This is a genomic window from Cuneatibacter caecimuris, assembly GCF_004216775.1.
Classification (GTDB): Bacteria; Bacillota; Clostridia; order Lachnospirales; family Lachnospiraceae; genus Cuneatibacter; species Cuneatibacter caecimuris.
This window is the reverse complement of the sequence record NZ_SGXF01000006.1, coordinates 133,834-156,884: the sequence shown is the minus strand read 5'-3', so window position 1 is coordinate 156,884 and position 23,051 is coordinate 133,834. Positions and strand designations below refer to the sequence as shown.

The following is a 23,051-nucleotide window of genomic DNA, read 5'->3' as shown; positions in this document are numbered from 1 at the left end:
GGCGGTTCAAAATTCAGATGCCGGACGGGTAATATACTTAAATGGACAGATCCCTGCGCCTGAACCAAAGGATCCCCGCTGCAAACAGCGCCAGGGCAATCGATGCCATGATGAGGTTCCGCGGCCAGACGTCTCCGCCCGCCTGAACGATTTTTTCTGCGGGAAACAGGGTATAGAGAGTGAAATATTTTAATTTTTCCATTGAGCCGCCCATGTTGGACAGCATCTGGAACAGGAAAAACAGGATAGGGATTCCAGCGCCAAGAAGATAGAAATGCCTGGATTCACTGCAGAAGCAGGCGGCCGTAAACCCGATTCCCAGATTCATGAATTGCATCAGAAGCAGGCTGGCGTTTAGTTCAATATAACGGGCTGTATCCAGTTCCCCCGGGAACATGGCATGGCTGCAGAAAAATCCCAGAAGTGTGACGGCAGCCATAAGGATGAACATGAGAAAAACAGAGGTAACAGCCTGAGTCAGGATGATGCGTGTCCGTGAGTGAGGGGAAGAAAGCAGGCTGGCCATGCTGCCGCTGTCTATGTAGCTCATGATCAGCTTGTTGACCACAATGATCCCAAAAATCATAGGGAACAGAATCATGATAAAACCATAAAGGTAGATCTGTATCCACTCCAGAATATTGGTGGCAATGCCGGTCATCCCCACAACCGCCATCATATCCGGGAGCACCTCCTGATAACCGCTGAGCATTTCAGAAAGCTCAGGATTATACATATAGACGATGACTGCCGTATACATGCTGATGACTGCGAACAAAGCAATTAAGATTTTAAGGCTTGACCGCATGTTTCTTTTAAATAATGTCCAGACCATCATGCTTCCTCCTTGTCATAAAAATGCAGAAACAGTTCTTCCAGGCTCTGGGATTTGATATCCACATCCACCGGGTCTGCAAGGGCAATCTTCTTCAGGACCTCTCCCGGCCTGCCGCCTGCTGAGAGCTGCACCTGATGATCCAGGACTTTTGCTTCATATTTCTGTGCTGCTTCGGCAAAGTTCCTGGCTGCCTGACCGTCTGTAAACGTCACAGTGTAGACCTTTTTCTTCTTTTCAGCCAGAGTATTCATGTTTTCAATGGTAGCAAGCCGGCCTTCCCGAATGATAGCCGTCCTGTCGCAGGTTTTTTCCACTTCTTCAAAAATATGAGAAGACATCAAAATCGTAACGCCCCGCTTTTTTTCCTCAAGGAGCAGATCAATAAAACGGATCTGCATCAGCGGATCAAGGCCGCTGGTAGGTTCATCCAGAATTAGAATTTCCGGCTTCTGCATGAAAGCGCAGACAATTGCCAGCTTCTGCTTCATTCCTTTTGACATTTTGAGAATTTTACTTCTGGGATCCAGCTCAAAATATGTAATCAGCTCATTCATGTAGGACCGGTCGCGCAGCCCTTTCATGCCTGCCATGAAATTCAGATATTCTGTCCCTGTCATCTGATCCAACAGAGAAATTTCCCCGGGAAGATAGCCAAGAATTTTCTGAATTTCCTCCCTTTTTTCAAAACAGTCCATCCCTTTAATGGAAACAGACCCGCTGTCCGGGCGGATAAAGCCCATTAAGTGTCGGATGGTGGTGGTTTTTCCCGCCCCGTTGGGCCCCAGAAAGCCGAAAATTTCTCCTTTTTCCACAGAAAAATTCACCTGAAAGATTCCCTTGCGGCTGCCATAATCCTTGGTGAGATCCTGCACTTCAATTTGTCCCATCATATCCTCCATGCATATATTCTTTTTTATACACAAGTGACCTAAACATATTTATCCACCTGTGAAAGTCATTCATCAGCTCTTCTGACTTGATCGGAAGGCCGCTGCGGCGTTTTTCATTCATATATCCGTCTGTCATCCAGAGAAGCATATGTGTGAGCTCTTCTATATCAGTTCCCTCCACAAATTTTGACAGGTCAGCATTTTTAAAATATACCAGCAACTGTCCGGTGCGTTCTGTATTTGTTTTCTGCAGCTCTTCCGAAACATCTTCCTTTGCGGAATAAAAAGCGCGCACCGCAAAATCCATAAAATAAGGATTTTTTTCAATTATCTTTGCTTTCTTGCGGGCGGAATATTCCAAAATATCAAAATAATCGTCCAGACTGTAAAACGCTTCGTCGCAGACCTGCTGAAGGGCCATTTTTTCACAGTAGTCATAGAGATACAGGTACAAAGATTTTTTATTGTGAAAATAATAGAACAGCATTCCTTTGGAAATACCTGCTTTCGAAGCAATTTCTTCCGTAGATGCGTGTTTGTAATCATACTTGGAGAATATTTCCAGGGCAGCGTTGAGAATGCGCTCCTGCTTATCTTCAGGCAAGTATTCAAATTGCTCATTCATATGTTTACACGTTCCTCCTTTCTGCTTGTGTACTCTCAAGCGGGCGGCCGGAAAAGGGCGTTAACCGTTTCGGTCAAACTTGTTTGGTTAGATTCAATAATATACGATTGACTGGAATTTACAAGGGGGTAAAATTAAATTCTTTCTGAGGCATTTTGTTTCGAGATAGAGGAATAGAGGTCTTCACGGTACTGGCGGGGAGATTTCTCCTGAAGCTGCCGGAACACCCGGGTAAAATAGTTCACGTCCTGAAATCCGCAGGCCGCGGCGATTTCCTGAACCGGGAGCCGTGTGGTGTTCAGGAGCATCAGGGAATGGCGGACGCGCACAAGATGGATATACTGAGTGACTGTATTTCCCGTCTCCTTCCGAAACAGGCCGGAGAGGTAAGAAGCGCTTACGGAACAGCTGTTTGCCAGAGTGTGCAGGCTTAACGGTTCCTGAAAATGCAGATCTATGGTATTCAGACAGTACTGTACCAGGGGAGAATATTTCTGCATGGAATAATTCTGAACCAAAAGGCAGTATCTCCGGATCATCTGGTTGCTCAGATCGTCCAGCTGCCGGAAGGAAGCGGCCTGTTCTATCTGGATGGCGAACCTGCGGGAACAGGCGTCGATATGCACCGGGTGCACCGCGCCTTTCTGCACGGCTTTCCGAAGCAGAGTGTTCAGGACAAAGAGAAGGTTTTTGCGGTCTCTGAGGGCGTCCTGGCTTCGGGATTCGATGCGGTGCTGATTGAAAGCGTAATGCAGTTGAAGAGCCTGGGCTGTGTTTCCTGCAGCGACAGCCTCCAGCATGGCATCCTCAAGGCGGTAGCGGTCCTCCAATGCGGAGAGCGTTACCTGCGGGGGAGTATGAAGCGCAGTGGCGGACAGACCTGGCGAGAAGGAACTGGCGGGCAGATGGGCTGTGCCAATCCGTATTTCTTCTCTGAATACTTTCTGCAGAATACTGCAAAGGATGGAAAGCAGCTGATCAGAGGAAGAAAACAGAGGAATCCGGTTATAATATTCCTGAAGACTATTTAAATACGAAGAAAAGGCTGGCAGTTCTTCAGACAGTATTTCCAGTCCGGCGTCAGCGTCCCCAGGAAACAGGACCGGTCCGATACAGAAGTACCGGGCAGTTTCCATTGGTTCAGGAAGAGAAAAAAGAAAATAAGTGACCAGGAATTGATCGCGGATCACACAGAGCGAGCCGGGAAGTGCCTGCTGTTCTAAAACTGAAAACATGGATTGTACCGTCTGTTCTGTGCCAAGAAAACTGCGCAGCCCATAATCCGCCTCTCTCGTTTCCAGAGAAGCTCTTTCCCAGCACAGAAACTGTATTCCTTGTGTTTTTAATATTGCCTGCAGCAGTTCCAGCCCGTCAACCAGCATAAATCCCTCCTGTAACAGTATAATTTTATTTGTATTTTATATTTACCATAAAATTGTGCTGATTTCAAGGAAAATCGTCTTTGTGGTTCAGGCGGTTTTTCTGCTATAATATTCTTAATTGGGGCGAGCGCCCCTTTGTCAACTAAAATACAGTTATAAATTATAGAAAGGGGTTAAAAAATGGTAGATTTAAAAGCAAAGCCTTATTTTTTGTCAGATGAGCAGGTCAAGTGGGTGGAAGATACCATCGCTTCCATGACTGAAGAAGAAAAAGTAGGACAGTTATTTGTGAACATGGTGACGGACCGTGATCCGGAGGCGCTGAAAAAGGTTCTGGATCAATATCATGTGGGGGCCATCCGTTACCACAACGTATCTCCGGAAGAGCTGTACGCCCAGAATAAAACCATGCAGGACCATACCAGGATTCCGCTGCTGATTGCCGCAAACTGTGAAGCAGGGGGCAACGGCGGCGTAAACGGGGGCACTCCGGTGGCTTTCGGCGCTGCAGTTGCGGCCGCGGATTCTGAAGAAGCGGCCTATGAAGCGGGCCGCATCGGCGCTCTGGAAAGTTCGGCAATCGGATGCAACTGGACCTTTGCGCCGATTGTAGACCTTTTATACAACTGGAGAAATACCATTGTCCAGCTGCGCGCCTATAACCACAATCCGGATGATGTGATCCGCTATGCAAAGGCTTATATGAAGGGGACCCGGACCCAGAATATGGCCACCTGCATGAAACATTTCCCCGGCGACGGCACAGAAGAGAACGACCAGCATCTGATTATGGGCATCAACGATATGTCCTGTGAAGGATGGGACGAGACCTTCGGAAAGGTATACAGGGAGCTGATCGACGAGGGCGTGATGACCGTGATGGCAGGCCATATCGCTCTGCCTGCTTATCAGAAAAAACTGAATCCTGATACAAGGGATGAAGATGTGATGCCTGCGACGCTCTGTCCTGAGCTGATCACCGGGCTGTTGAAAGGAAAGCTGGGCTTCAACGGACTGGTGGTGACAGACGCTTCCCACATGATCGGGATGTTCGGCGCTACAGTGCCCAGAAGCGCCCAGGTGCCCGGCGCTATCGCTGCCGGCTGCGACATGTTCCTGTTCTTTAACGACAGGGAAGAGGACTTTAACTATATGCTGGAAGGCTACAGAAACGGCGTCATTACAGAGGAACGCATGAACGACGCGCTGCACCGCATCCTGGGCCTGAAAGCCGCGCTGAATCTTCACGAACTGCAAAAAGACGGGGCGCTGCTGCCTCCGCCTGAGAACCTGAAAGTGATCGGCTGCCCGGAACACCGTGAAATATCCGCAAAGATGGCGGACGCCTACGTCACTCTGGTGAAAGATACGAAGAAAAATCTTCCCATGACCCCGGCGCGCTATCCCCGCCTGAAACTGATGTTTATCGGCGGCGAAGGCACAGTGATCGCCGGGAAGCTGACCAAAGGCAATGATGAAGAAATTAAGGCAGAGGTGATCCGCCAGCTGGAAGAGGCCGGATTCCAGGTAGACGCTGAGGATATGGCGGTGAAAGGGAAGATTGAAGAGTTCAAGAAGAATTATGACGCCGTGCTGCTGGTTCTGAATGTGGCCGGATTTGCCCAGTTCAATACCATGCGTGTGAAATGGCAGCTGCCCACCCAGCAGCCCTGGTATATGAGCGAAGTTCCCACCATTGTGCTGAATCTTTCCTTCCCTAATATGCTGATTGACGTTCCGATGGCAAAAACCTATATAAATGCTTATATGAACCATCCGGAAGCCATCCACGCGGCGCTGGAAAAGATGATGGGACAGTCAGAATTCAAGGGGCGCGCGGATGAAAATGTGTTCTGCGGCCGTTGGGAAGCGAAGCTGTAACAGTGCGGCAGAATGCCTGAGATTTGGTATGCAAAGTTGAAGAGATAGAAACAGAATAGTGGGCTGCCGCTTTTCGATGGTTGATCGTGAAGCGGCAGCTTTTTTGATTGTATAGGAAACCATTCCATATGCAACAAAACTTTCCGGGGGGATCGCACTGCGGCGTAAGGAATCAAGTCGCTAAAGTGACACGCCGCAGGCGGGATTCTTGTCAATTTTTATATGCGCCTGATGGTTATGTAATGCTGTTCAGCATATCAGTAAAAATCTCAATATGAAGCTGTTCATCCAGGATGATCCGGCGGAGGATAGCCTGGATATCCGGATCACAGATTAATTCTGCCTGTCTGGAATATTTCCGGATTGCCGCCTGCTCCCCCTTGATGGAATTTTCTAATAAAGGCCGGAGCATCCGTGGGTATTGGTTATACCCGGGGCTCCAGTAGCTCCGGCGTCCCCGGTCCAGGCTCCAAAGCCGGGGGTCCAGGCCCATCTGGCAGGCCAGGGCGGCGAATATTTGCAGATGATGCATTTCTACAATGCTGATTTTGTGAAAACACTGAGAAAATTCTGAATAGGCCGGGTCCAGTACCGTGCTGTTATAAAAATACAGGCTGACTGCACTCATCTCTGAATTGCTGCTTCCAATATTGCTGAGCATGGCATAAGCATAGTCTTTGTTCCGGCTCTGGGTTTGAATGGGAGGATAGGGCAGGTCGGCGGACACTTGATATTCATGGTTCTGATTCATTTCCATTAGCTTCTCCTTTTAAAATGTCAGGCTGTTTCCGGCTGAGTGGCAGGCAGTTGATCCAGGGACTTGAAGGTATAGCCCATCTCCTCCCATTTTGTCAGCAGTTCATCCAGGATCTGGGCGTTGGTGCTGGAAGTGCTGTGCAGCAGTACAACCGCGCCGGGATGAATGCGTCCCAATAATTTTTTGAAAGCTTCTTCCTTGCTGGGCTGTTTATCCTGATACCAGTCCACATAGGCCAGGCTCCAGAAAAAGGTGGTATAGCCCATTTCCTGAGCCATTTTCAGATTGTCTGTGCTGTATTTTCCCTGGGGAGGACGGTAGTATTTCAGCATTTCCTTTCCTGTGATTTCTTTGTACAGGGATTCCACATCAGCCAATTCTTTTTGAAAGGACTCTTTTGTGGATATTTTGGACATATCCGGATGGTGATAAGTATGATTGCCCACGATGTGGCCTTCCTCTGCCATCCGCTTTATCAGGTCCGGGCTGCTGGAAATATATGTGCCCACAACAAAAAAAGTGGCAGGGACCTGATGCTTTTTCAGCGCGTCCAGAATTGCGGTCGTATTTCCGTTTTCATAGCCGCAGTCAAACGTCAGGTATATCACTTTTTCTTCTGTATTTTCTGCATAATATGCGTTATACTTTTTCAGCTCGTCAAAGGTGGCGTTTGCTACAGGTGGCTTTCCTTCCTGCTGAAAACTCAGTCCCCAGTTTTCGGTCTGAGCATTTACCGAAGGGCTGGCGGCGGGAGCGGTCGCCCAGGCCACCAGCCTGCCGGCCAGAAAAGCGGCAGCAAATAAGAAAATAATCTTTGAGAATTTGATGATTTTATCCTTCTTCATCTTGAAAACCGCCGGAATTGTTTTGTAGCTAATATATTTCCGGAAATTTATTTTATGCCTGGGTGATAGGGCCGGATTGGCCGGATGATTTTTTCTTCCGTGGGTTTTCACAGTAAGGCGGCCTTTTGCTGTGGTGTTTTCTGCATTCTTCGCAGAGCCCCCACCGGCTGCATTTTTTCCGGACGCAGGGGCAGCCTGAACGGGTTGCTTTGCTGTCCTGATTTTGTTCCATAGTATTTCTCCCATCTTCTTAGGTAAAGAAACTGCAGTGACTTTATTAGTATGAAGTACGGCGGCTCTGGTGTCAAGCCTGTGCTGTTGATTGCCAGGAAGAAAAAACAGCCGGACAAGTTTATGTCCGGCTGTCAGCATATTTTATGCGAAATTACCCCGCAGCACTCTTGATATAGCGGGATTTTTGGAAAGCGCCAGCAGGAGCAGGTTTCCCAGCACTCCGATGGCCAGAATCTCGCCGATCCCCACCGTGGCGAACAGATAGGGGAGCGTATCCGGCAGCTGATAAGCATAACGCAGCACAAAAGGTATGATCAGCGTATTAGCCAAAATTGGTGGGATGCACACGGCAAAGCGGTGCTTCCGCAGAAGATAGGAGCCGGCTGCCCCGATGAGCGTGGCCAGGCTTCCGAAAATTACGTCATAGATGATCACGCCGCCCAGTAAGTTCCCCAGCAGGCAGCCTACAAAGAGTCCGGGAATCGCTGCCGGAGTAAAAAAGGGCAGGATGCAGAGCAGTTCTGCGATTCGGAACTGGATGGGCCCGAAGCTGATGGGCTCAAAAAGAATGGTCAGCGCTACATAGATTGCGGCGATCAGGCCGCCGTAGACGATGGTCTGAATCGTCTTGTGGATTTGTTGTTTTTTCATGGTTCATTCTCCTTTAGTTTTGTTTTACGAGTGGAAGGTCCCGAACACTCGATTCATTTTACGCCGGGAATCGGCGGCAAGCCCGGATTGACCTTATTTTTAGAAGGGCTTTGCAACGAAAGACAGTTTAGCACAGATTGGGCTGGCGGTCAAGAAAAAGTATATTCCGCATTAACCTTTCTATATATTAAAAAAACAGTTGACATCGCCGTTCGGATATGCTATTTTATATTAGTATGCCGCTCAATGAGGTTATAAGTGCGTCCATTTCCGGATGCCACCGCAGTTGGCGAGTAATGATAATAGGAGGTGCGACATGTACGCAATCATCGCAACAGGCGGAAAGCAGTACAAAGTATCCGAAGGCGATATCATTAGAGTTGAGAAGCTGGGAGCAGAAGCTGGTGCTGAGTATTCTTTTGATCAGGTTCTGGCTGTGAACGACGGCGAGCTGAAGATCGGCAACCCCACTGTAGAAGGCGCTACGGTTCAGGCTACAGTAATGGGCGACGGCAAGGCGAAGAAAGTCATCGTTTACAAGTACAAGAGAAAGACCGGCTATCATAAGAAGAATGGTCACAGACAGCAGTATACGCAGGTAAAGATCGAAAAGATCAACGCGTAATCGGCTATGATACGGGTAACAATCATGCAGGATTCCCTGGGAGAGCCGGTGGGCTTTGTCACAGAGGGACATGCTGAATATGCAGAAGCCGGGAGGGATATCATCTGTGCGGCTGTTTCGGTTCTGGTGCTGAATGCAGTGAATTCCGTGGAGCAGTTCACGGAAGACGGTTTTCAGGCAGAACAGGAGCAGGAAAGCGGGAAGATCCGTTTTCATTTTACAGAAGAACCCAGTGTATCCGGCAGGCTGCTGATTCGTTCCATGATCCTGGGGCTGGAACAGATCCAGGAAGAATACGGGACAGATTATTTGAGACTTCAGTTTGAGGAGGTGTGACAGATGTTGAATATGAACCTTCAGTTTTTCGCTCATAAAAAGGGTGTTGGCTCTACCAAGAACGGCAGAGATTCCGAGTCCAAGAGACTGGGCGCCAAGAGAGCAGACGGACAGTTCGTGCTGGCAGGCAATATCCTGTACAGACAGCGCGGAACCAAGATTCACCCTGGTGTGAACGTGGGACGCGGCGGCGACGACACACTGTTTGCTACAGTGGACGGCGTTGTAAGATTCGAGAGAAAGGGCAGAGACCGCAAGCAGGTTTCTGTATACCCTGCAGCAAACGAATAATTACCAGACAGACGGGGCTTCAAATCCAAGGATTTGAAGCCTTTTCTTTCAGAAGGAAGGATGCGGCAGTATGTTTGCAGACAGTGCGAAGATTTTTATTAAATCAGGAAAAGGCGGGGACGGACACGTCAGCTTCCGCCGGGAACTATATGTGCCCAACGGCGGGCCGGACGGCGGAGACGGGGGCCGGGGCGGGGATATCATCTTTGAAGTGGACGAAGGCCTGAACACCCTGGGAGATTTCCGCCACAAGAGAAAGTATGTGGCGCAGAGCGGCGAGGAGGGCGGCAAGCGCCGCTGCCATGGCGCGGATGCGGATGACCTGATTCTGAAAGTGCCCGAGGGGACGGTGATCCGGGACGAGGAAACCGGAAAGGTCATCGCGGACATGTCCGGAGAGAACAGGAGAGAAGTGGTTTTAAAAGGCGGCCGGGGCGGCAAGGGCAATATGAATTATGTGACGCCTACCATGCAGGCGCCCAAATACGCGCAGCCCGGGCAGCCTTCCAGGGAGCTCTGGGTGCGTCTGGAACTGAAAGTGATCGCGGATGTGGGGCTGGTGGGATTCCCCAATGTGGGGAAATCCACACTGCTTTCCAGAGTGACAAATGCCAGGCCGAAAATCGCCAATTACCATTTTACCACCCTGAGCCCCAATCTGGGCGTAGTGGATATGGAGGGCGCAGGATTTGTCATCGCGGATATTCCCGGACTCATTGAGGGCGCCTCAGAAGGCGTGGGGCTGGGGCATGATTTCCTCCGCCATATCGAGCGCACAAAAGTGCTGATTCATATGGTGGACGCGGCGGGGACAGAAGGAAGAGACCCGGTGGAGGACATCCGGAAGATCAACGCAGAGCTGGAAGCCTATAACCCGGAGCTGCTGTCCCGGCCCCAGGTGATCGCGGCCAATAAAATTGACGCGGTTTACGCGGAAGACGAGGACCCGGTGCAGCGTATCCGGGAAGCCTTTGAGCCGGAGGGGATTCCGGTGTTTGCCATATCCGCGGTCAGCGGCCAGGGCGTAAAAGAGCTGCTGTACAAGGTACAGGAGCTGCTGAAGAATTTTGACGAAAAACCGGTGATCTTTGAGAAAGAATATGTCCCTGAAATCGACGAAGGGGCAAACCTCCCCTTCACAGTGGAGAAAGCCGGAGAAGGCGTATATACTGTGGAAGGTCCCAGGGTGGACCGGATGCTGGGCTATACCAACCTGGAGTCAGAGAAGGGCTTTGCCTTCTTCCAGAGGTTCCTCAAAGAAAGCGGAATCCTGGCGGAACTGGAGAAAGCGGGCATCCAGGAGGGAGATACAGTGAAGATTTACGAACTGGAGTTTGACTACTATAAGTAACATCGTATATCTTTACAAATCTGTGTCAAAATGGTATGATGCAGATAGAGAAAAATGACAGGAGAACGATATGACAAGCAAACAGAGAGCCTATCTGAAGGGGCTGGCGATGACCATGGACGCGGTGTTTCAGATCGGCAAAAGCAGCCTGACGCCTGAAGTCACCGCGGCAGTGGAAGAAACGCTGGGCGCCAGAGAACTGATCAAGATCGGCGTGCTGAAGAATTGCCTGGATGATCCAAGACAGATCGCAGAGGTTCTGGCGGAACGCACCCATTCCCAGGTAGTTCAGGTGATCGGAAAAAAGATTGTGCTTTACCGGCCTTTTAAAGAGGCAGAAAAACGTAAAATTATACTGCCTGACTGAAGAGAAATACAGGAGCTGCTGGAGAGATGGAAATACAGAGTGAAAACGCGCGGAAAATTGGGATATTGGGGGGAACTTTTGACCCGATCCATGTGGGGCACCTGAAACTTGGGGAGGCCGCATACCGTCAATTCGGACTGGATGAAGTCTGGTTTATGCCCACAGGAACTTCCTACTGCAAGGCGGGAAGTCAGGTTACGCCCAGAGAGATACGCGGGCAGATGGTGGAAGCTGCCGTATCCAGATATTCTTATTTTAAATATTCAGACCTGGAAATTCGCCGGGAAGGCGCGACTTATACTGCCGATACCATGGAAGAGCTGCGCCGTCTCTGGCCGGAGGATGAATTTTATTATATTGTGGGAGCTGACTCCCTGGATTATATGGAAAAATGGAAGCGGCCGGAAATCATATTTGCCTGCGCTCAGATTCTGGTAGCAGCCCGGGACACCGTGGACCGGGACCGGCTGAGAGATAAGATCCGCTCCCTGCGCAGACAGTTCCGGGCTAAAATCTGGCTGCTGGATTTCACTGAAGTGCCCATCTCGTCCAGAGAAATACGTTCTACAATTGCCAGGACGGGCCATGTTCCGCATCTGGTGCCCGGGCGCGCGGCTATGATTGTCCGGAAACTGGGATTATACCGGGACGAGGAGAGCTGAAATGGATTCGATACTGGAAATTAGAGAGAAACTGAAAAAAAAGCTGGAGCCTGCCAGGTATGAACACACATTGGGGGTGGCGTATACCGCTGTGTGCCTGGCAATGAAATACGGCGCAGATCTGAAAAAGTCTGAATATGCCGGGTTGCTTTATGACTGCGCCAAATATTTTTCTGATGAAGAACTGTTCAGAAAATGTGAGAAATACCAGATACAGCTCACCGGGGCCGAGATTGCCAATCCCGCGCTGATCCACGCCAGGCTGGGCGCCTGTCTGGCCAGGGAAAAATACGGGGTGGCGGATGAAGAAGTGTGTCACGCCATACTGGTGCACACCACTGGAATCCCGCACATGAGCCTGCTGGATCAGATTTTATTTGTAGCGGATTATATTGAGCCCCGGCGGTATAAAGCCCCCGGTCTGGCAGAAATACGCCGTCTGGCTTTTACGGACCTGGAAGAGTGCGTTTACGTGATTCTCCGCGATACGGTTTCCTATTTGAGAAAGCGCGGGGCCGGAATGGATGAGACTACGCAGCTGGCGTATGAATATTACAGGAAATGTTTTGAAGAAAGGAATTGCTGAATGGATCAGATCAAAGAAAAAGTAAAGCTTGCATATGACGCGCTGGAAGATAAAAAGGGCGGGGATATCAGAATGATTGATATCAGCGGAGTATCCGTGATCGCAGATTATTTTATCATTGCCAGCGGAGATAATATCAACCAGGTGCAGGCCATGACAGATAATGTGGAGGAAGTGCTGGGCCGGGCCGGATATTATGCAAAAATTGAGGGCTATCGGGGCGGCGGATGGATTCTGATGGATTACGGAGACCTGGTGGTGCATGTGTTTTCTAAAGAGGACCGGCTGTTCTATGACCTGGAGAGGATCTGGAGGGACGGCAGGGAGGTTTCACCGGAGGAGCTGGTATAACTTTTTGTTTCATAGGAAACATTAGGAGGATCATGATGGAGCGCAGAGATAAAGTGAATTATTATCTGGATATTGCGGAAACGGTGGCGAAGAGAAGCACTTGCCTCCGGAGGCGCTATGGAGCGGTGATCGTCAACAATGACCAGATCATTTCCACCGGATATGTGGGCGCGCCCAGAGGCAGGAAAAATTGCTGTGATCTGGGGGAGTGCATCCGTACAAAGCTGGAGGTGCCCAGGGGGGAGCGGTATGAGCTCTGCCGCAGCGTGCACGCCGAGGCCAATGCAATTATCAACGCGCCCAGAGAACAGATGATCGGAGCCACGCTGTACCTGGTGGGCCAGGAGATGTCGGATTATTCTTATATCAAAGACGCCAACAGCTGCGCTATGTGCAAGCGTATGGTGATCAATTCCGGGATCAGCCAGGTTGTGATCCGGGATGATGAAGAGCATTACCGGCTGATCCAGGTACAGGATTGGGTGGAAGACGATGAATCGTTGATTGGAAAAAGAGGTTATTGATGGAAATACAGACGGTTTTAAAGGAATTGGACGGGCTGTTCGCATCCAATCAGACCGGTCAGGTGGAGGATTTTTTGCAGAGGAAGCTGAAAGAAGCCGCGGAGGTTTCCGATGCTTCCTCTTCTGTTACGCTGTATAATGAGCTGATCGGTTTTTACAGGGATACCAGCCAGTATGAAAAAGCCAGCGCCTGCTGTGAACAGGTGCTGGAGCTGCTGGAGCAGATGGGGCTGAAAGGCAGCGTCCACTATGGGACTACGCTGCTTAATGCAGCAAATGCCTGGAGGGCTGCGGGAAAACATCAAAGATCCCTCAGGGCTTATGACGAGGCGGAAAAGATTTACCAAAAAGAGCTGGAGCCCGGGGACTTCCGGTTCGCCAGCCTGCTGAACAATAAAAGCCTGCTGTTCCAGGAAATGGGGGATTTCACCCTGGCTTGCCGCTGCCTGGAACAGGCATTGGATATTGTGGAAAAATATCCGGAAGCTGTCAGCGAGCTGGCGGTGACCCACAGCAATCTGGGCGCTTCCATGCTGCACTGCGGGAAGAAACAAGAAGGAAAAACACATTTGAAAAAGGCGCTGGAGCTGTTTGAACAGCTCTCCGGAGAAAATACGGATTTCCACTACAGCGCTGCTCTGGACGCTTTCGGGGACGCCTGCCGGCTGGACGGAGAAGCGGAGAGGGCGGCGGAATATTACGCCCGGGCCATGGAAGAGCTGGAAAAGCACGTAGGCAGGACAGAAAACTGGGCCCGAGTCAGGGAAAAGCTGCAGGAAGTACAGAGGGTTCTGGGCACGCCGGATCAGGGGCTGGAGCTGTGCAGGCTCTATTATGCGAACTATGGGGCCGATATGATCCGGCGGCAGTTTCCGGAATATGAGAACCGGATTGCTGTCGGCCTGGCAGGAGAGGGGAGCGACTGTTTCGGGTTTGACGATCAGCTGTCCAGGGACCATGATTTTGGCCCCAGATTTTGCATGTGGCTGACTGACGAGGACTTTGAGCAGATCGGGGAACCGCTGCAGGCTGCCTATGATGCCCTTCCCGGGATTTTTCACGGCGTGCCCAGACAGATCAGCCCGGAAAGAAATTTCCGGGACGGCGTCATGCGGATTTCTGATTTTTACCGGTATCTGGCCGGAAGCCCTGAGGGACCTGAGAATATGAGTGCTTGGCTGGCGGCTGAAGACTGCCGGCTGGCGGCAGCTGTAAACGGAGCGGTTTTCCGGGACGACCTGGGAGCTTTTTCGGAAATCCGGGACCGTCTGAAAAGAGGTTGGCCGGAAGCAGTGCGGGCTCTGAAAATTGCAGAGGAAGCCGCGCTGCTGATGCAGTCCGGCCCTTATAATTATAACAGAATGATGAGCCGCCGGGAATGGGTGGCTGCAGGGCTGGAACGCGCCGCCTGGGAAGAACACCTGCTGCGACTGGTTCATTTCCTGAACCATGCTTATCCTCCCCATCGGAAATGGCTGCACAAGAGCTGCGGCAGACTGGATATTCTGGGCGGGGCTGCTGATATTCTGAATGCTGCCGCGGATATGGGAGATCAGAGGAGGGCCTGGGAGAAAATGGAGCCGGGCAGCTTCCGGGATCTGGTCAATGGGGAGGATCAAATCTCACTGACCATGGAGCTGACCGGACAAATTCTGCTCCGGGAGATGAAGGCGCAGCGCCTTTTGCCCGATTACGCTTCCGGGCTGGCAGGAGCGGTTCCGCTGCTGAAAAAGAGGGCAAAAGCAGAGCAGATCACCTGGCTGGAATGGAAAGCCTTTGATCAGGTGCAGAATGAAGGGGGCAGGGCAGGCTGCCAGGATGACTGGGAAACTTTTCACATCATGCGCCTCAGCCAGTATTTAACCTGGCCTGAAAAACTGCTGGATTTATGGTGCAGGGCTTTGGAACAGGGGATGTCCGGGGGATGGAATCCCGTACAGGAGAAGTATGCCAGAATGATGGAATCCACCGCGCTGGAAGAATACAGGAAATTAGAGCAATATCTGCCTGAAATCGGGGAAAAACAGAAAGCGCTGATTGAAGCGCTGGTGAAGATCCAGGTGAAATGGATGGAAGAATTTGCTGCCGGCAGGCCCCATCTGGCCGGGAATGCCAGAATCATTCATACTGCGGAGGACAAACCATGGGATACGTCATTTGAAACGTATTTGCGGGGAGAATTATCCACTTATCCGCCGGAGGTTCTGGAAGGGTATGGCTGGATGGTGGCGGACTGCCTGCAAAAAGAGCGCAATCTGACGGAAGAGACAATGAAGTGGTCGGTTTATCTTTATGGATACAGTTCGCTGGAAGAAGCGGAAGAAAAGGCCGGGAGACAGGAGGAGAGGGAATGAAGGTTTATTGGGGAGATCTGCACAATCACTGCGGGATCACTTATGGATTCGGCACATTGGAGAATGCGCTGGCCAGAGCGAAGAGCCAGCTGGATTTCTGCTGCATTACAGGGCATGCGATGTGGCCGGATATGTATGAGGAGGGGCCGGGAACAGAATTTGTGGTAGGCTTTCACCGGGCCGGTTTTCAGAAACTGAAAGACCACTGGGAAGAGGTGCGCGCCAAAATGGCGGAAGCCAATACAGAAGATTTTGTGGTATTTCAGGGTTATGAAATGCACTCGGGAGCCTTCGGGGACCACCATGTTCTCACCTGCAATGACCGAATGGTGCTGCAGGACTGTGAAACTCCGGAAGAATTAGTAGAAGTATGCGGTCCCGGGGCCGTCGCGGTGCCCCATCATATCGGCTATACACCGGGATACCGTGGGATTGACTGGGGGAAATTTAACAGCAGGATCTCTCCTGTAGTAGAGGTATATTCCAAACACGGCTGCGCCATGGCGGAAGATGCGGACTACCCCTATTACCATGATATGGGGCCAAGAGATTCCAGAAACACCGTGCTGGAGGGATTAAGACAGGGACATCATTTCGGATTTGTGGCTTCCACAGACCACCATGCGGGATTTCCCGGCTCCTACGGGGATGGGCTGGCAGCGGTGCTGGCGGAAGAGAAGTCCCGGGAGGGCATCTGGAAAGCCATTCTGGCCCGGCATACTTATGCCGTCACGGGTGACAGAATCCTCTGTGATTTCAGAGTAAACGGCGGTATGATGGGAGACGAGATCACGTCGCCCGGAAAACGGCTGATTTCCGGGCATGTGGAGACAGAATACGGGCTGGACAAAATTGTGATTTATAAAAACGGAACTCCTCTCCATGTGATCAATGGGGAACAATACGCCGCAAAAGGAGTGGACAGCTGCTTTAAGCTGCGTTTAGAATTTGGCTGGGGTTCCCAGGAGCTGTACCGCTGGAACGGCCGGATCCAGGTGGAAGGAGGCGATATTCTTTCTGCTGTTCCGTATTTTCGAGGCAGAAGCGTGCTGGCGCCTTCCGAGACAGAAAAATATGCTCCTGATACGGTGAACGATATCTGCACTGATATCTGTCTGGAAAACAAAAATTCCGTTTCCTTTTGCTGCGATACAGTAGGGAATAAATCCACTCTCCATCCCTCCACTTCCGCAGTGCTGGTAAAGATCCGGGGAGGAGAAGAGACGAAAGTAAAGTTCTGCATGAATGGAAAGAATGTGGAGGCTTCAGTGGGAGAACTGCTTGCCGGCGGTTATACCATGCACATGGAGCAGTACCATTCACAGGCATTTAAAATCCACCGGGCCCTGCCGGAGTCCCAATTTTCCTTTGGATTTGAGTATGAAGACCAGGGGCCGGAACAGGAATGGGATTATTACCACATGGAAGTGGCGCAGAAAAACAGGCAGTGGGCTTATGTTTCACCAGTGCTTGTTGAAAATAAATAAAGAGATGGGAAGGCAGCTTCCTGTGCAGCAAAAACCCTCAAAGCCAAATTAGGTTTTGAGGGTTTTAAAAATTCTTGTTAGATTAAAGTCAGGGTCTCAGACCGCTGCCTCCCTGCATGGTAATGGTTTCGCCGGAGATGTATGAAGCGGCGTCGCTGGCCAGGAATACGCAGGTGCGTCCGATATCCTTCTCCGCGTCGCCGAATCTGCCCGCGGGAATGCCCTTGATGGTCTGGGCGTACACCTCAGGATAAGCTTCTTTCCACTGTTCCAGCGCAGCAGTCATCACAAGCGGGCAGATGATATTCACATTGACGCCGAAAGGCCCCCACTCTGTAGCGGCGACTCTGGACAGACCGCGAATCCCTTCTTTTGCAGCAGCATAAGAGCTCTGGCCAGGTTTGCCGAACAGCCCGGCGCCGGAAGCAAAGTTGATCACAGATCCTTTTGTCTCTTTCAGATAGGGGAAAGCATGCTTCATATAGAAGAAGACTGCGTACAGTCCGGAATAAATTGCTTTGTCAAAATCTTCTTTGGTATGGTCAGCCAGCATCACGCCGGAGGCAGAGTTCTGCGCATTATTGACCAGCACATGGATTTTGCCGAATTCTTTCACAGCAGCATCAATCACATTTTTTACCTGCTCTTCATCTCCGCCGTCCGCCTGAACCGTCAGAACCTGAATGCCATACAAACGTTCCAGCTCTTCTTTGGCGTTTTCCAGTTTTTCCACGTTGCGTCCGGTGATCACAAGGTTTGCTCCTTCTTTCGCAAAAGCGGTGGAAATTCCATAGCCGATTCCGCCGCCTTTGCCGCCTCCTGTGATGATCACTGTTTTGTTGGTTAATTCACCCATTGTAAAATATCTCCTTTCGTGATATATTTGGAATCTTAGCCCAAATATGATATTCCAATCGTATCACTTTTCGTCAGAATTTACAAGGGTAATTGAGAAAAAATTAACATTGTTTTAAAAATGCCGATATTCCTCTTACTTTGCCAGCAGCAGCATGATTTCATTGCTTCTGGATATGAATTTAGTCATCTGTTCCGGCGAAAGCGTGCCGTGGCCCAGCTGCGCCAGATCATACAACTGTTCGCAGATGGTGGTGGTGTGGCCGCCGTCCTGGTGTTCCGCCAGATACTGCACCAGAGGATGGTTCAGATTCAGAACCAGGTTTTCTCCGTCTTTTCCTCCGAACATGGAAGGGTCCATGCCGTACATGCTGTACATTTTCATCATTTCCTGCATCCGGCGGCCTTCTTCCGACATGGTCATCATGGAAGCGATCTTATCATTTTTCAAATGCTCAACCTGAACAGAGAGATTTTCGTTATTCAGGGCTTTTTTAAACAGGGCGGTCAGTTCTTCAGACTGCTTTTTCACTTTCTCCTCATCACCTGTTTCTTCAGACTTAAAAGCATCTGTGAGATCAGCGTCAATCCGGACGAATTTCACATCTTTGTTTTTCATTTCCAGATGGGAGATGAAAGGGGTATCGATGTTATGTTTCAGAATAACTGCATCGATTCCTGCTTCCCGGAACATATGGATATACTGTCCCTGTTCCTTTTCATCTGTCACATAGAACACCTGATTTTTGTGTTCCTTCTCATTTTCTTCCAGGCAGTCCTTCAGCGTCAGATATTTGCCGTCCAGATTCTTGAACAGAATATAATCGTTCATCTTTTCGGCAAATTTCTCGTCTTTCAGGCAGCCGAATTTGATGAAGGGATTGATATCATCCCAGTATTTTTCATAATTCTCCCGGTCGGTTTTGCACATGCCGGACAGTTTATCCGCTACCTTTTTGGAAATGTAATCAGAGATCTTCTTGACAAAGCCGTCATTCTGCAGCGCGCTTCTGGACACGTTCAGAGGCAGGTCGGGGCAGTCGATCACGCCTTTGAGCAGCATCAGGAACTCCGGAATCACTTCTTTGATATTGTCCGCAATGAATACCTGGTTGTTATACAGTTTAATAGTTCCCTCAATGGATTCATATTCCATATTGATTTTTGGGAAGTAGAGAATGCCCTTGAGGTTGAACGGGTAGTCCATGTTCAGGTGAATCCAGAATAAAGGCTCCTTGAAATCCATGAATACCTTGCGGTAAAATTCTTTATATTCCTCTTCGGTGCACTCATTGGGATGCTTATTCCAGAGCGGGGTAGTGTCATTGAGCGGGACAGGGCGCTTATTTATTTTATATTTTTCTGTACGGGGAGAAATTTCTACGGTCTCTTTCGTTCCGTCCTCATTTTCTTTTTCTTCTGTTTTCGCCTCTTCCACTACCGTTTCAACGATTTCATCCGTTTCTTTCAGATCATCTTTTTCGATGGTCTCATACTGGGGTTCTGCAGCCTCGTCCTCTAGATAGATTTCCACAGGCATAAATGCACAATATTTTTCAATGATTTCCCGCGCCCGGTATTCATTGGAAAACTCATAGCTGTCCTCGTTGAGATACAGGGTGATTTCAGTGCCCACTTCAGACTTCTGGCTGTCAGCCATCTCAAAGCTGGTGCCTTCCTCTGACTCCCAGTGCACCGCGGCGGCGCCGTCCTGCCAGGAGAGGGTATCAATGGCAACCCGGTCCGCTACCATAAAAGCGGAGTAGAACCCCAGGCCGAAATGCCCGATGATCTGGTCTTCATTTGTCTTGTCCTTGTATTTTTCCAGGAACGCCTGAGCGCCGGAAAAAGCGATCTGGTTGATGTACTCGTCCAACTCCTGCGCAGTCATCCCGATGCCGTTATCAATGAATTTAATGGTTTTATCTTTGGAATTCACAACGACACGGATCTTAAACTGATTGTCTTCAGGAATGGAATATTCCCCCATCATATCCAGCTTTTTCAGCTTTGTAATGGCGTCACAGCCATTGGAAATCAGCTCGCGCATAAAGATATCGTGATCAGAATAGAGCCACTTTTTGATGATCGGGAAAATATTTTCGCTGTTGATAGATAATGTACCTTGCTTCTGCATGGTTTCAACACTCCTTTGTTTTATCATTCTGCAAGGTATTTTAGCGCGGCGGGAGAGAAAAGTCAATAGAAAATTAGCACTCGTTATAAACGAGTGCTAATAATTTTATAAAAAAAGGATAAATCCCATATCAGGCTTCTTCCCAGGAAACGCCGCGTTCTTCCAGGAACCAGCGGACATAGCGGTCCCAGGCGGTATCCAGGCTTTTGTCCAGAGTAAATATTTTTAGAGAGGTGCCTGTGGTCAGCACCATCATATCATTGCGGTAAACCAGATTTAAAAACAGAGCGTCCACATCTTCCGGGGCTATGGAAGCGCCGGCTGATTCCAGAATGCTGCTCAGTTTTTCTGAAGGCAGCCGGAAAACGATTTTAAAAGAAAGCGGGAGCCGGCGCCCCTTTATCATCTGGAAACAAAGCGGCCGGAGCTGTTCCCAGGGAAGATATCCGTCCGCCGCCCATGCCGGCTGTTCCGCTCCGAAAAATTCCCTGTTGATCATTCCGTCGATCTGTATCGTCTGCGCGGTGGCAAAGCCGGCCTCAGAGACCAGGAAACGGTCCATCAGCTGTTCCATGAACAGCTGTTTTGTAAAGGTTTTTAAATCAGTAATTCTGCATGCGATCATATGTTTTTCTTTCCTCCACGTTCAGAAGCCTCTGAAAAGAGTATAATATAAATCTGAAAAAATAGAAAGGGGAACTTGAAGAATTGTCCCGGTTCATATAGAATAGAGTCTGAGCTTTTTCAGAATATGTTTGATAGGAGGAACAAAGGATGAATGAATCAGTGAGACAGCTGTTCCATACATTGACCGCGGCCACATCGCCTTTCCATATAGTACAGGAAGGGATCCGGCAGCTGGAGGAGGCTGGCTTTACCCAGCTGCATATGAATCAGGAATGGAGCCTGAATCCCGGAGACCGGCGCTATGTGAATGTGTATGGGACCACGCTTTTTGCGTTCAAGGTGAATCCGGGGGTGAATTTCCACCAGTCTTTCCGGATTGCGGCTGCCCATACGGACTGGCCCTGCCTGCGGATTAAAGCAAATCCGGATATGAAATCCGGAACCTACGCAAAATTGAATACAGAAGTTTACGGAGGCCCTATTTATAATACCTGGCTGGACCGCCCTTTATCGATAGCCGGAAGAGTGGCGCTGAAAGGAGAAGATGTTTTCCATCCCCAAATGCGTCTGATTGATTTTCAGCGCCCGCTTCTGACCTTGCCGAATCTGGCGATCCATATGAACCGGGAGGTAAATCAGGGAGCAGCGCTGAACCAGCAGATTGATCTTCTGCCGCTTATGGGGGTGTTCCCTGAAGAAAAGGAAGGGGCGGAAGAACTGAAGTTTGCCAGTGTGCTGGCAAAAGAACTGCAGGTTAAGCCAGAAGATATCCTGAGCTTTGATCTATATGTATACTGCTGCGAATCACCGGCGCTCTGCGGAGCGGATAAATCCATGATCTCCTCCCCGCGCCTGGATAATGTGACTTCCTGCCAGGCCTGCCTGAACGGCATCATCAATGGAGACAGGGCGGAAGGATACGATGTGATCGCTCTTTTTGATAATGAAGAGGTGGGATCTAAAACAAAGCAGGGCGCGGACTCCGTACAGCTGTCCTGGCTGCTGGAAAAGATTCTCTGCGGGATGGGAAGAGGCCGCTCCCAGTATCTCACAGCGGCAGCGGACAGCTTTCTGCTGTCCGTGGATGTGGCACATGCCGTCCATCCCAATCATATAGAAAAATGTGACCCTGTAAACCAGCTGACTCTGCGGGGAGAGGTTGCCGTGAAACTCTCCACGAATCAGAGGTATGCCACAGACGGGCAGGCGATTGCCATTATAGAGGGAATCTGCAGGAAAAATAATATTCCTTACGGGGAATTTACCAACCGTTCAGATATTCCCGGAGGGGGCACGCTGGGTTCACTGTCCTCCTCCTGGCTGCCTGTACTGGCGGCAGATATCGGGATTCCCATGCTGGCAATGCATTCGGCGCGGGAATTATGCGGCAGAGATTCTCAGCGTAATCTGAACCATCTTCTGGAAGCCTATTTTACAGAAACTTAATAATTAGAACGAAGAAACCTAGAAATCCCCCTTTTCAAATGCGTTAATTCATGCTATAGTATATGGTATTAAAAACCATGTATGTGGAGGAATTGGTTCATGAGTTATTTGATTATCGGGGACAGCTGTATGGATTTAACACCGGAGAAGAAGAAAGATCCGCATTTTCAGCTGATTCCATTGACATTGCAGGTAGAAGAGGAGCAGATTGTGGACGATGAGAGCTTTGACCAGCTTCGCTTTATCCGCCTGGTTGCCGCCAGCCCGGAATGTCCCAAGTCAGCCTGCCCTGCGCCGGAGGCTTTTCTCAACGCTTACCTCAGTACAGAAGCTGAGATGATTTTTGTCATAACCTTGTCAGAGCACCTCAGCGGAACATATAATTCAGCAATGGTAGCCAAACGCACGCTGGAGGAAGAACATAAGGGGTGCGGCAAACAGGTTGCCGTATTCAGTTCTGATTCCGCTTCCTGCGGAGAGGCGCTGCTGGGGTTTGAAATCCAGCGTCTGGCGGAAGCTGGCCTGTCTTTTGATGAGATTGTCAAAAGAGCGGCGGATTTCCGGGACAGAATGTCCACCTTTTTCGTGTTGGAGACGCTGGAATCTCTCCGGAAGAACGGGCGCCTCTCCGGAATCAAGGCTTTTTTTGCCAGCGCTTTGAATATCAAGCCCGTGATGGGAGCTGACCATGGCGTGATCATCAAGGTGGACCAGGCCAGAGGAATTAACAGGGCTCTTGTGCGGATGGTGGAAACGGTGGTGGGTTCTGTGCCTGATCAGGAGAACCGCACCCTGGGCATCGCTCACTGCAACTGCCCGGACCGCGCTGAATTTGTGAAAGAAGAATTTTTGAAAAGGGGCTCCTTCCGGGATGTTTATATTACGGAAACAGCCGGCGTATCCACTTTATATGCCAGCGACGGAGGCATTATTGTGGCCTGCTGATCCG

At 50.0% G+C, this 23,051-nt stretch carries 25 protein-coding genes; 14 read left to right on the top strand and 11 right to left on the bottom strand.

Annotated features, from left to right (window positions below; genetic code table 11):
- Positions 1-37 precede the first annotated feature (37 nt).
- From EV209_RS13545 to EV209_RS13530, 4 genes are all read right to left on the bottom strand, one after another.
- Positions 38-838: an ABC transporter permease subunit gene (locus EV209_RS13545; RefSeq protein ID WP_130436008.1), complete on the bottom strand. Its 801-nt coding sequence runs from the start codon at positions 836-838 to the stop codon at positions 38-40.
- Positions 835-1,725: an ABC transporter ATP-binding protein gene (locus EV209_RS13540; protein ID WP_130436007.1), complete on the bottom strand. Its 891-nt coding sequence runs from the start codon at positions 1,723-1,725 to the stop codon at positions 835-837. The genes EV209_RS13545 and EV209_RS13540 overlap by 4 nt, the downstream gene beginning before the upstream one ends.
- A complete protein-coding gene (locus EV209_RS13535; protein WP_130436006.1) occupies positions 1,712-2,353 on the bottom strand; it encodes a TetR/AcrR family transcriptional regulator in 642 nt (213 codons plus the stop codon). The genes EV209_RS13540 and EV209_RS13535 overlap by 14 nt, the downstream gene beginning before the upstream one ends.
- 134 nt (positions 2,354-2,487) lie before the next feature.
- Positions 2,488-3,735 carry a helix-turn-helix domain-containing protein gene (locus tag EV209_RS13530; protein WP_130436005.1) on the bottom strand — a complete coding sequence of 416 codons (1,248 nt, stop codon included), beginning with the start codon at positions 3,733-3,735 and terminating at the stop codon, positions 2,488-2,490.
- 180 nt (positions 3,736-3,915) lie between these two features.
- Between EV209_RS13530 and EV209_RS13525 the strand changes: the two genes are divergently transcribed.
- Positions 3,916-5,616, top strand: coding sequence for a glycoside hydrolase family 3 protein (locus tag EV209_RS13525; protein ID WP_130436004.1), 1,701 nt, complete (start codon positions 3,916-3,918; stop codon positions 5,614-5,616).
- Between the two features lie 235 nt (positions 5,617-5,851).
- Here EV209_RS13525 and EV209_RS13520 read toward each other — a convergent pair whose 3' ends face one another.
- From EV209_RS13520 to EV209_RS13505, 4 genes are all read right to left on the bottom strand, one after another.
- Entirely contained in the window at positions 5,852-6,373 is a 522-nt protein-coding gene (locus EV209_RS13520; RefSeq protein WP_330521261.1) for a ferritin-like domain-containing protein, read from the bottom strand.
- 20 nt (positions 6,374-6,393) lie between these two features.
- A complete protein-coding gene (pdaA, locus tag EV209_RS13515) occupies positions 6,394-7,218 on the bottom strand; it encodes a delta-lactam-biosynthetic de-N-acetylase (protein WP_130436003.1) in 825 nt (274 codons plus the stop codon).
- Between the two features lie 52 nt (positions 7,219-7,270).
- Complete coding sequence (locus tag EV209_RS13510) at positions 7,271-7,450, bottom strand: hypothetical protein (RefSeq protein ID WP_130436002.1); 180 nt, start codon at positions 7,448-7,450, stop codon at positions 7,271-7,273.
- 143 nt (positions 7,451-7,593) lie between these two features.
- Positions 7,594-8,103 carry a QueT transporter family protein gene (locus tag EV209_RS13505; protein ID WP_130436001.1) on the bottom strand — a complete coding sequence of 170 codons (510 nt, stop codon included), beginning with the start codon at positions 8,101-8,103 and terminating at the stop codon, positions 7,594-7,596.
- A 316-nt stretch (positions 8,104-8,419) separates the two neighbouring features.
- Between EV209_RS13505 and rplU the strand changes: the two genes are divergently transcribed.
- From rplU to EV209_RS13450, 11 genes are all read left to right on the top strand, one after another.
- Positions 8,420-8,728 carry a 50S ribosomal protein L21 gene (rplU, locus tag EV209_RS13500; protein WP_130436000.1) on the top strand — a complete coding sequence of 103 codons (309 nt, stop codon included), beginning with the start codon at positions 8,420-8,422 and terminating at the stop codon, positions 8,726-8,728.
- Positions 8,729-8,734: 6 nt separating this feature from the next.
- Positions 8,735-9,064, top strand: coding sequence for a ribosomal-processing cysteine protease Prp (locus EV209_RS13495; protein WP_130435999.1), 330 nt, complete (start codon positions 8,735-8,737; stop codon positions 9,062-9,064).
- A gap of 3 nt (positions 9,065-9,067) precedes the next feature.
- Entirely contained in the window at positions 9,068-9,355 is a 288-nt protein-coding gene (gene rpmA / locus EV209_RS13490) for a 50S ribosomal protein L27 (RefSeq protein ID WP_130435998.1), read from the top strand.
- 70 nt (positions 9,356-9,425) lie between these two features.
- Positions 9,426-10,706: a GTPase ObgE gene (gene obgE, locus EV209_RS13485; RefSeq protein ID WP_130435997.1), complete on the top strand. Its 1,281-nt coding sequence runs from the start codon at positions 9,426-9,428 to the stop codon at positions 10,704-10,706.
- Between the two features lie 70 nt (positions 10,707-10,776).
- Complete coding sequence (gene yhbY, locus EV209_RS13480) at positions 10,777-11,073, top strand: ribosome assembly RNA-binding protein YhbY (protein ID WP_130435996.1); 297 nt, start codon at positions 10,777-10,779, stop codon at positions 11,071-11,073.
- Positions 11,074-11,099: 26 nt separating this feature from the next.
- Positions 11,100-11,735: a nicotinate-nucleotide adenylyltransferase gene (gene nadD, locus EV209_RS13475; protein WP_130435995.1), complete on the top strand. Its 636-nt coding sequence runs from the start codon at positions 11,100-11,102 to the stop codon at positions 11,733-11,735.
- A 1-nt stretch (position 11,736) separates the two neighbouring features.
- Positions 11,737-12,321 carry a bis(5'-nucleosyl)-tetraphosphatase (symmetrical) YqeK gene (yqeK, locus tag EV209_RS13470; protein WP_130435994.1) on the top strand — a complete coding sequence of 195 codons (585 nt, stop codon included), beginning with the start codon at positions 11,737-11,739 and terminating at the stop codon, positions 12,319-12,321.
- A complete protein-coding gene (gene rsfS / locus EV209_RS13465; RefSeq protein WP_130435993.1) occupies positions 12,322-12,672 on the top strand; it encodes a ribosome silencing factor in 351 nt (116 codons plus the stop codon).
- Between the two features lie 35 nt (positions 12,673-12,707).
- Positions 12,708-13,196 carry a deoxycytidylate deaminase gene (locus EV209_RS13460; protein ID WP_130436056.1) on the top strand — a complete coding sequence of 163 codons (489 nt, stop codon included), beginning with the start codon at positions 12,708-12,710 and terminating at the stop codon, positions 13,194-13,196.
- Complete coding sequence (locus EV209_RS13455) at positions 13,196-15,550, top strand: DUF4125 family protein (protein WP_130435992.1); 2,355 nt, start codon at positions 13,196-13,198, stop codon at positions 15,548-15,550. The genes EV209_RS13460 and EV209_RS13455 overlap by 1 nt, the downstream gene beginning before the upstream one ends.
- The gene (locus tag EV209_RS13450; RefSeq protein WP_130435991.1) at positions 15,547-17,037 is read left to right on the top strand and encodes a DUF3604 domain-containing protein; all 1,491 of its coding nucleotides are present in this window, start codon (positions 15,547-15,549) and stop codon (positions 17,035-17,037) included. Before EV209_RS13455 ends, EV209_RS13450 begins: the two co-directional genes overlap by 4 nt.
- A gap of 88 nt (positions 17,038-17,125) precedes the next feature.
- Here EV209_RS13450 and EV209_RS13445 read toward each other — a convergent pair whose 3' ends face one another.
- The 3 genes from EV209_RS13445 to EV209_RS13435 all read right to left on the bottom strand — a co-directional run bounded on the left by EV209_RS13445 (position 17,126) and on the right by EV209_RS13435 (position 20,654).
- Positions 17,126-17,893, bottom strand: coding sequence for an SDR family NAD(P)-dependent oxidoreductase (locus EV209_RS13445; protein WP_130435990.1), 768 nt, complete (start codon positions 17,891-17,893; stop codon positions 17,126-17,128).
- A gap of 135 nt (positions 17,894-18,028) precedes the next feature.
- Entirely contained in the window at positions 18,029-20,029 is a 2,001-nt protein-coding gene (gene htpG, locus EV209_RS13440; protein ID WP_130435989.1) for a molecular chaperone HtpG, read from the bottom strand.
- Positions 20,030-20,159: 130 nt separating this feature from the next.
- Entirely contained in the window at positions 20,160-20,654 is a 495-nt protein-coding gene (locus tag EV209_RS13435) for a DUF5721 family protein (protein WP_130435988.1), read from the bottom strand.
- A gap of 149 nt (positions 20,655-20,803) precedes the next feature.
- Between EV209_RS13435 and EV209_RS13430 the strand changes: the two genes are divergently transcribed.
- Together EV209_RS13430 and EV209_RS13425 are read left to right on the top strand one after the other, a co-directional pair.
- A complete protein-coding gene (locus EV209_RS13430; RefSeq protein ID WP_130435987.1) occupies positions 20,804-22,102 on the top strand; it encodes a M18 family aminopeptidase in 1,299 nt (432 codons plus the stop codon).
- A gap of 99 nt (positions 22,103-22,201) precedes the next feature.
- Positions 22,202-23,047 carry a DegV family protein gene (locus tag EV209_RS13425; protein WP_130435986.1) on the top strand — a complete coding sequence of 282 codons (846 nt, stop codon included), beginning with the start codon at positions 22,202-22,204 and terminating at the stop codon, positions 23,045-23,047.
- The last annotated feature ends 4 nt before the right edge of the window (positions 23,048-23,051 follow it).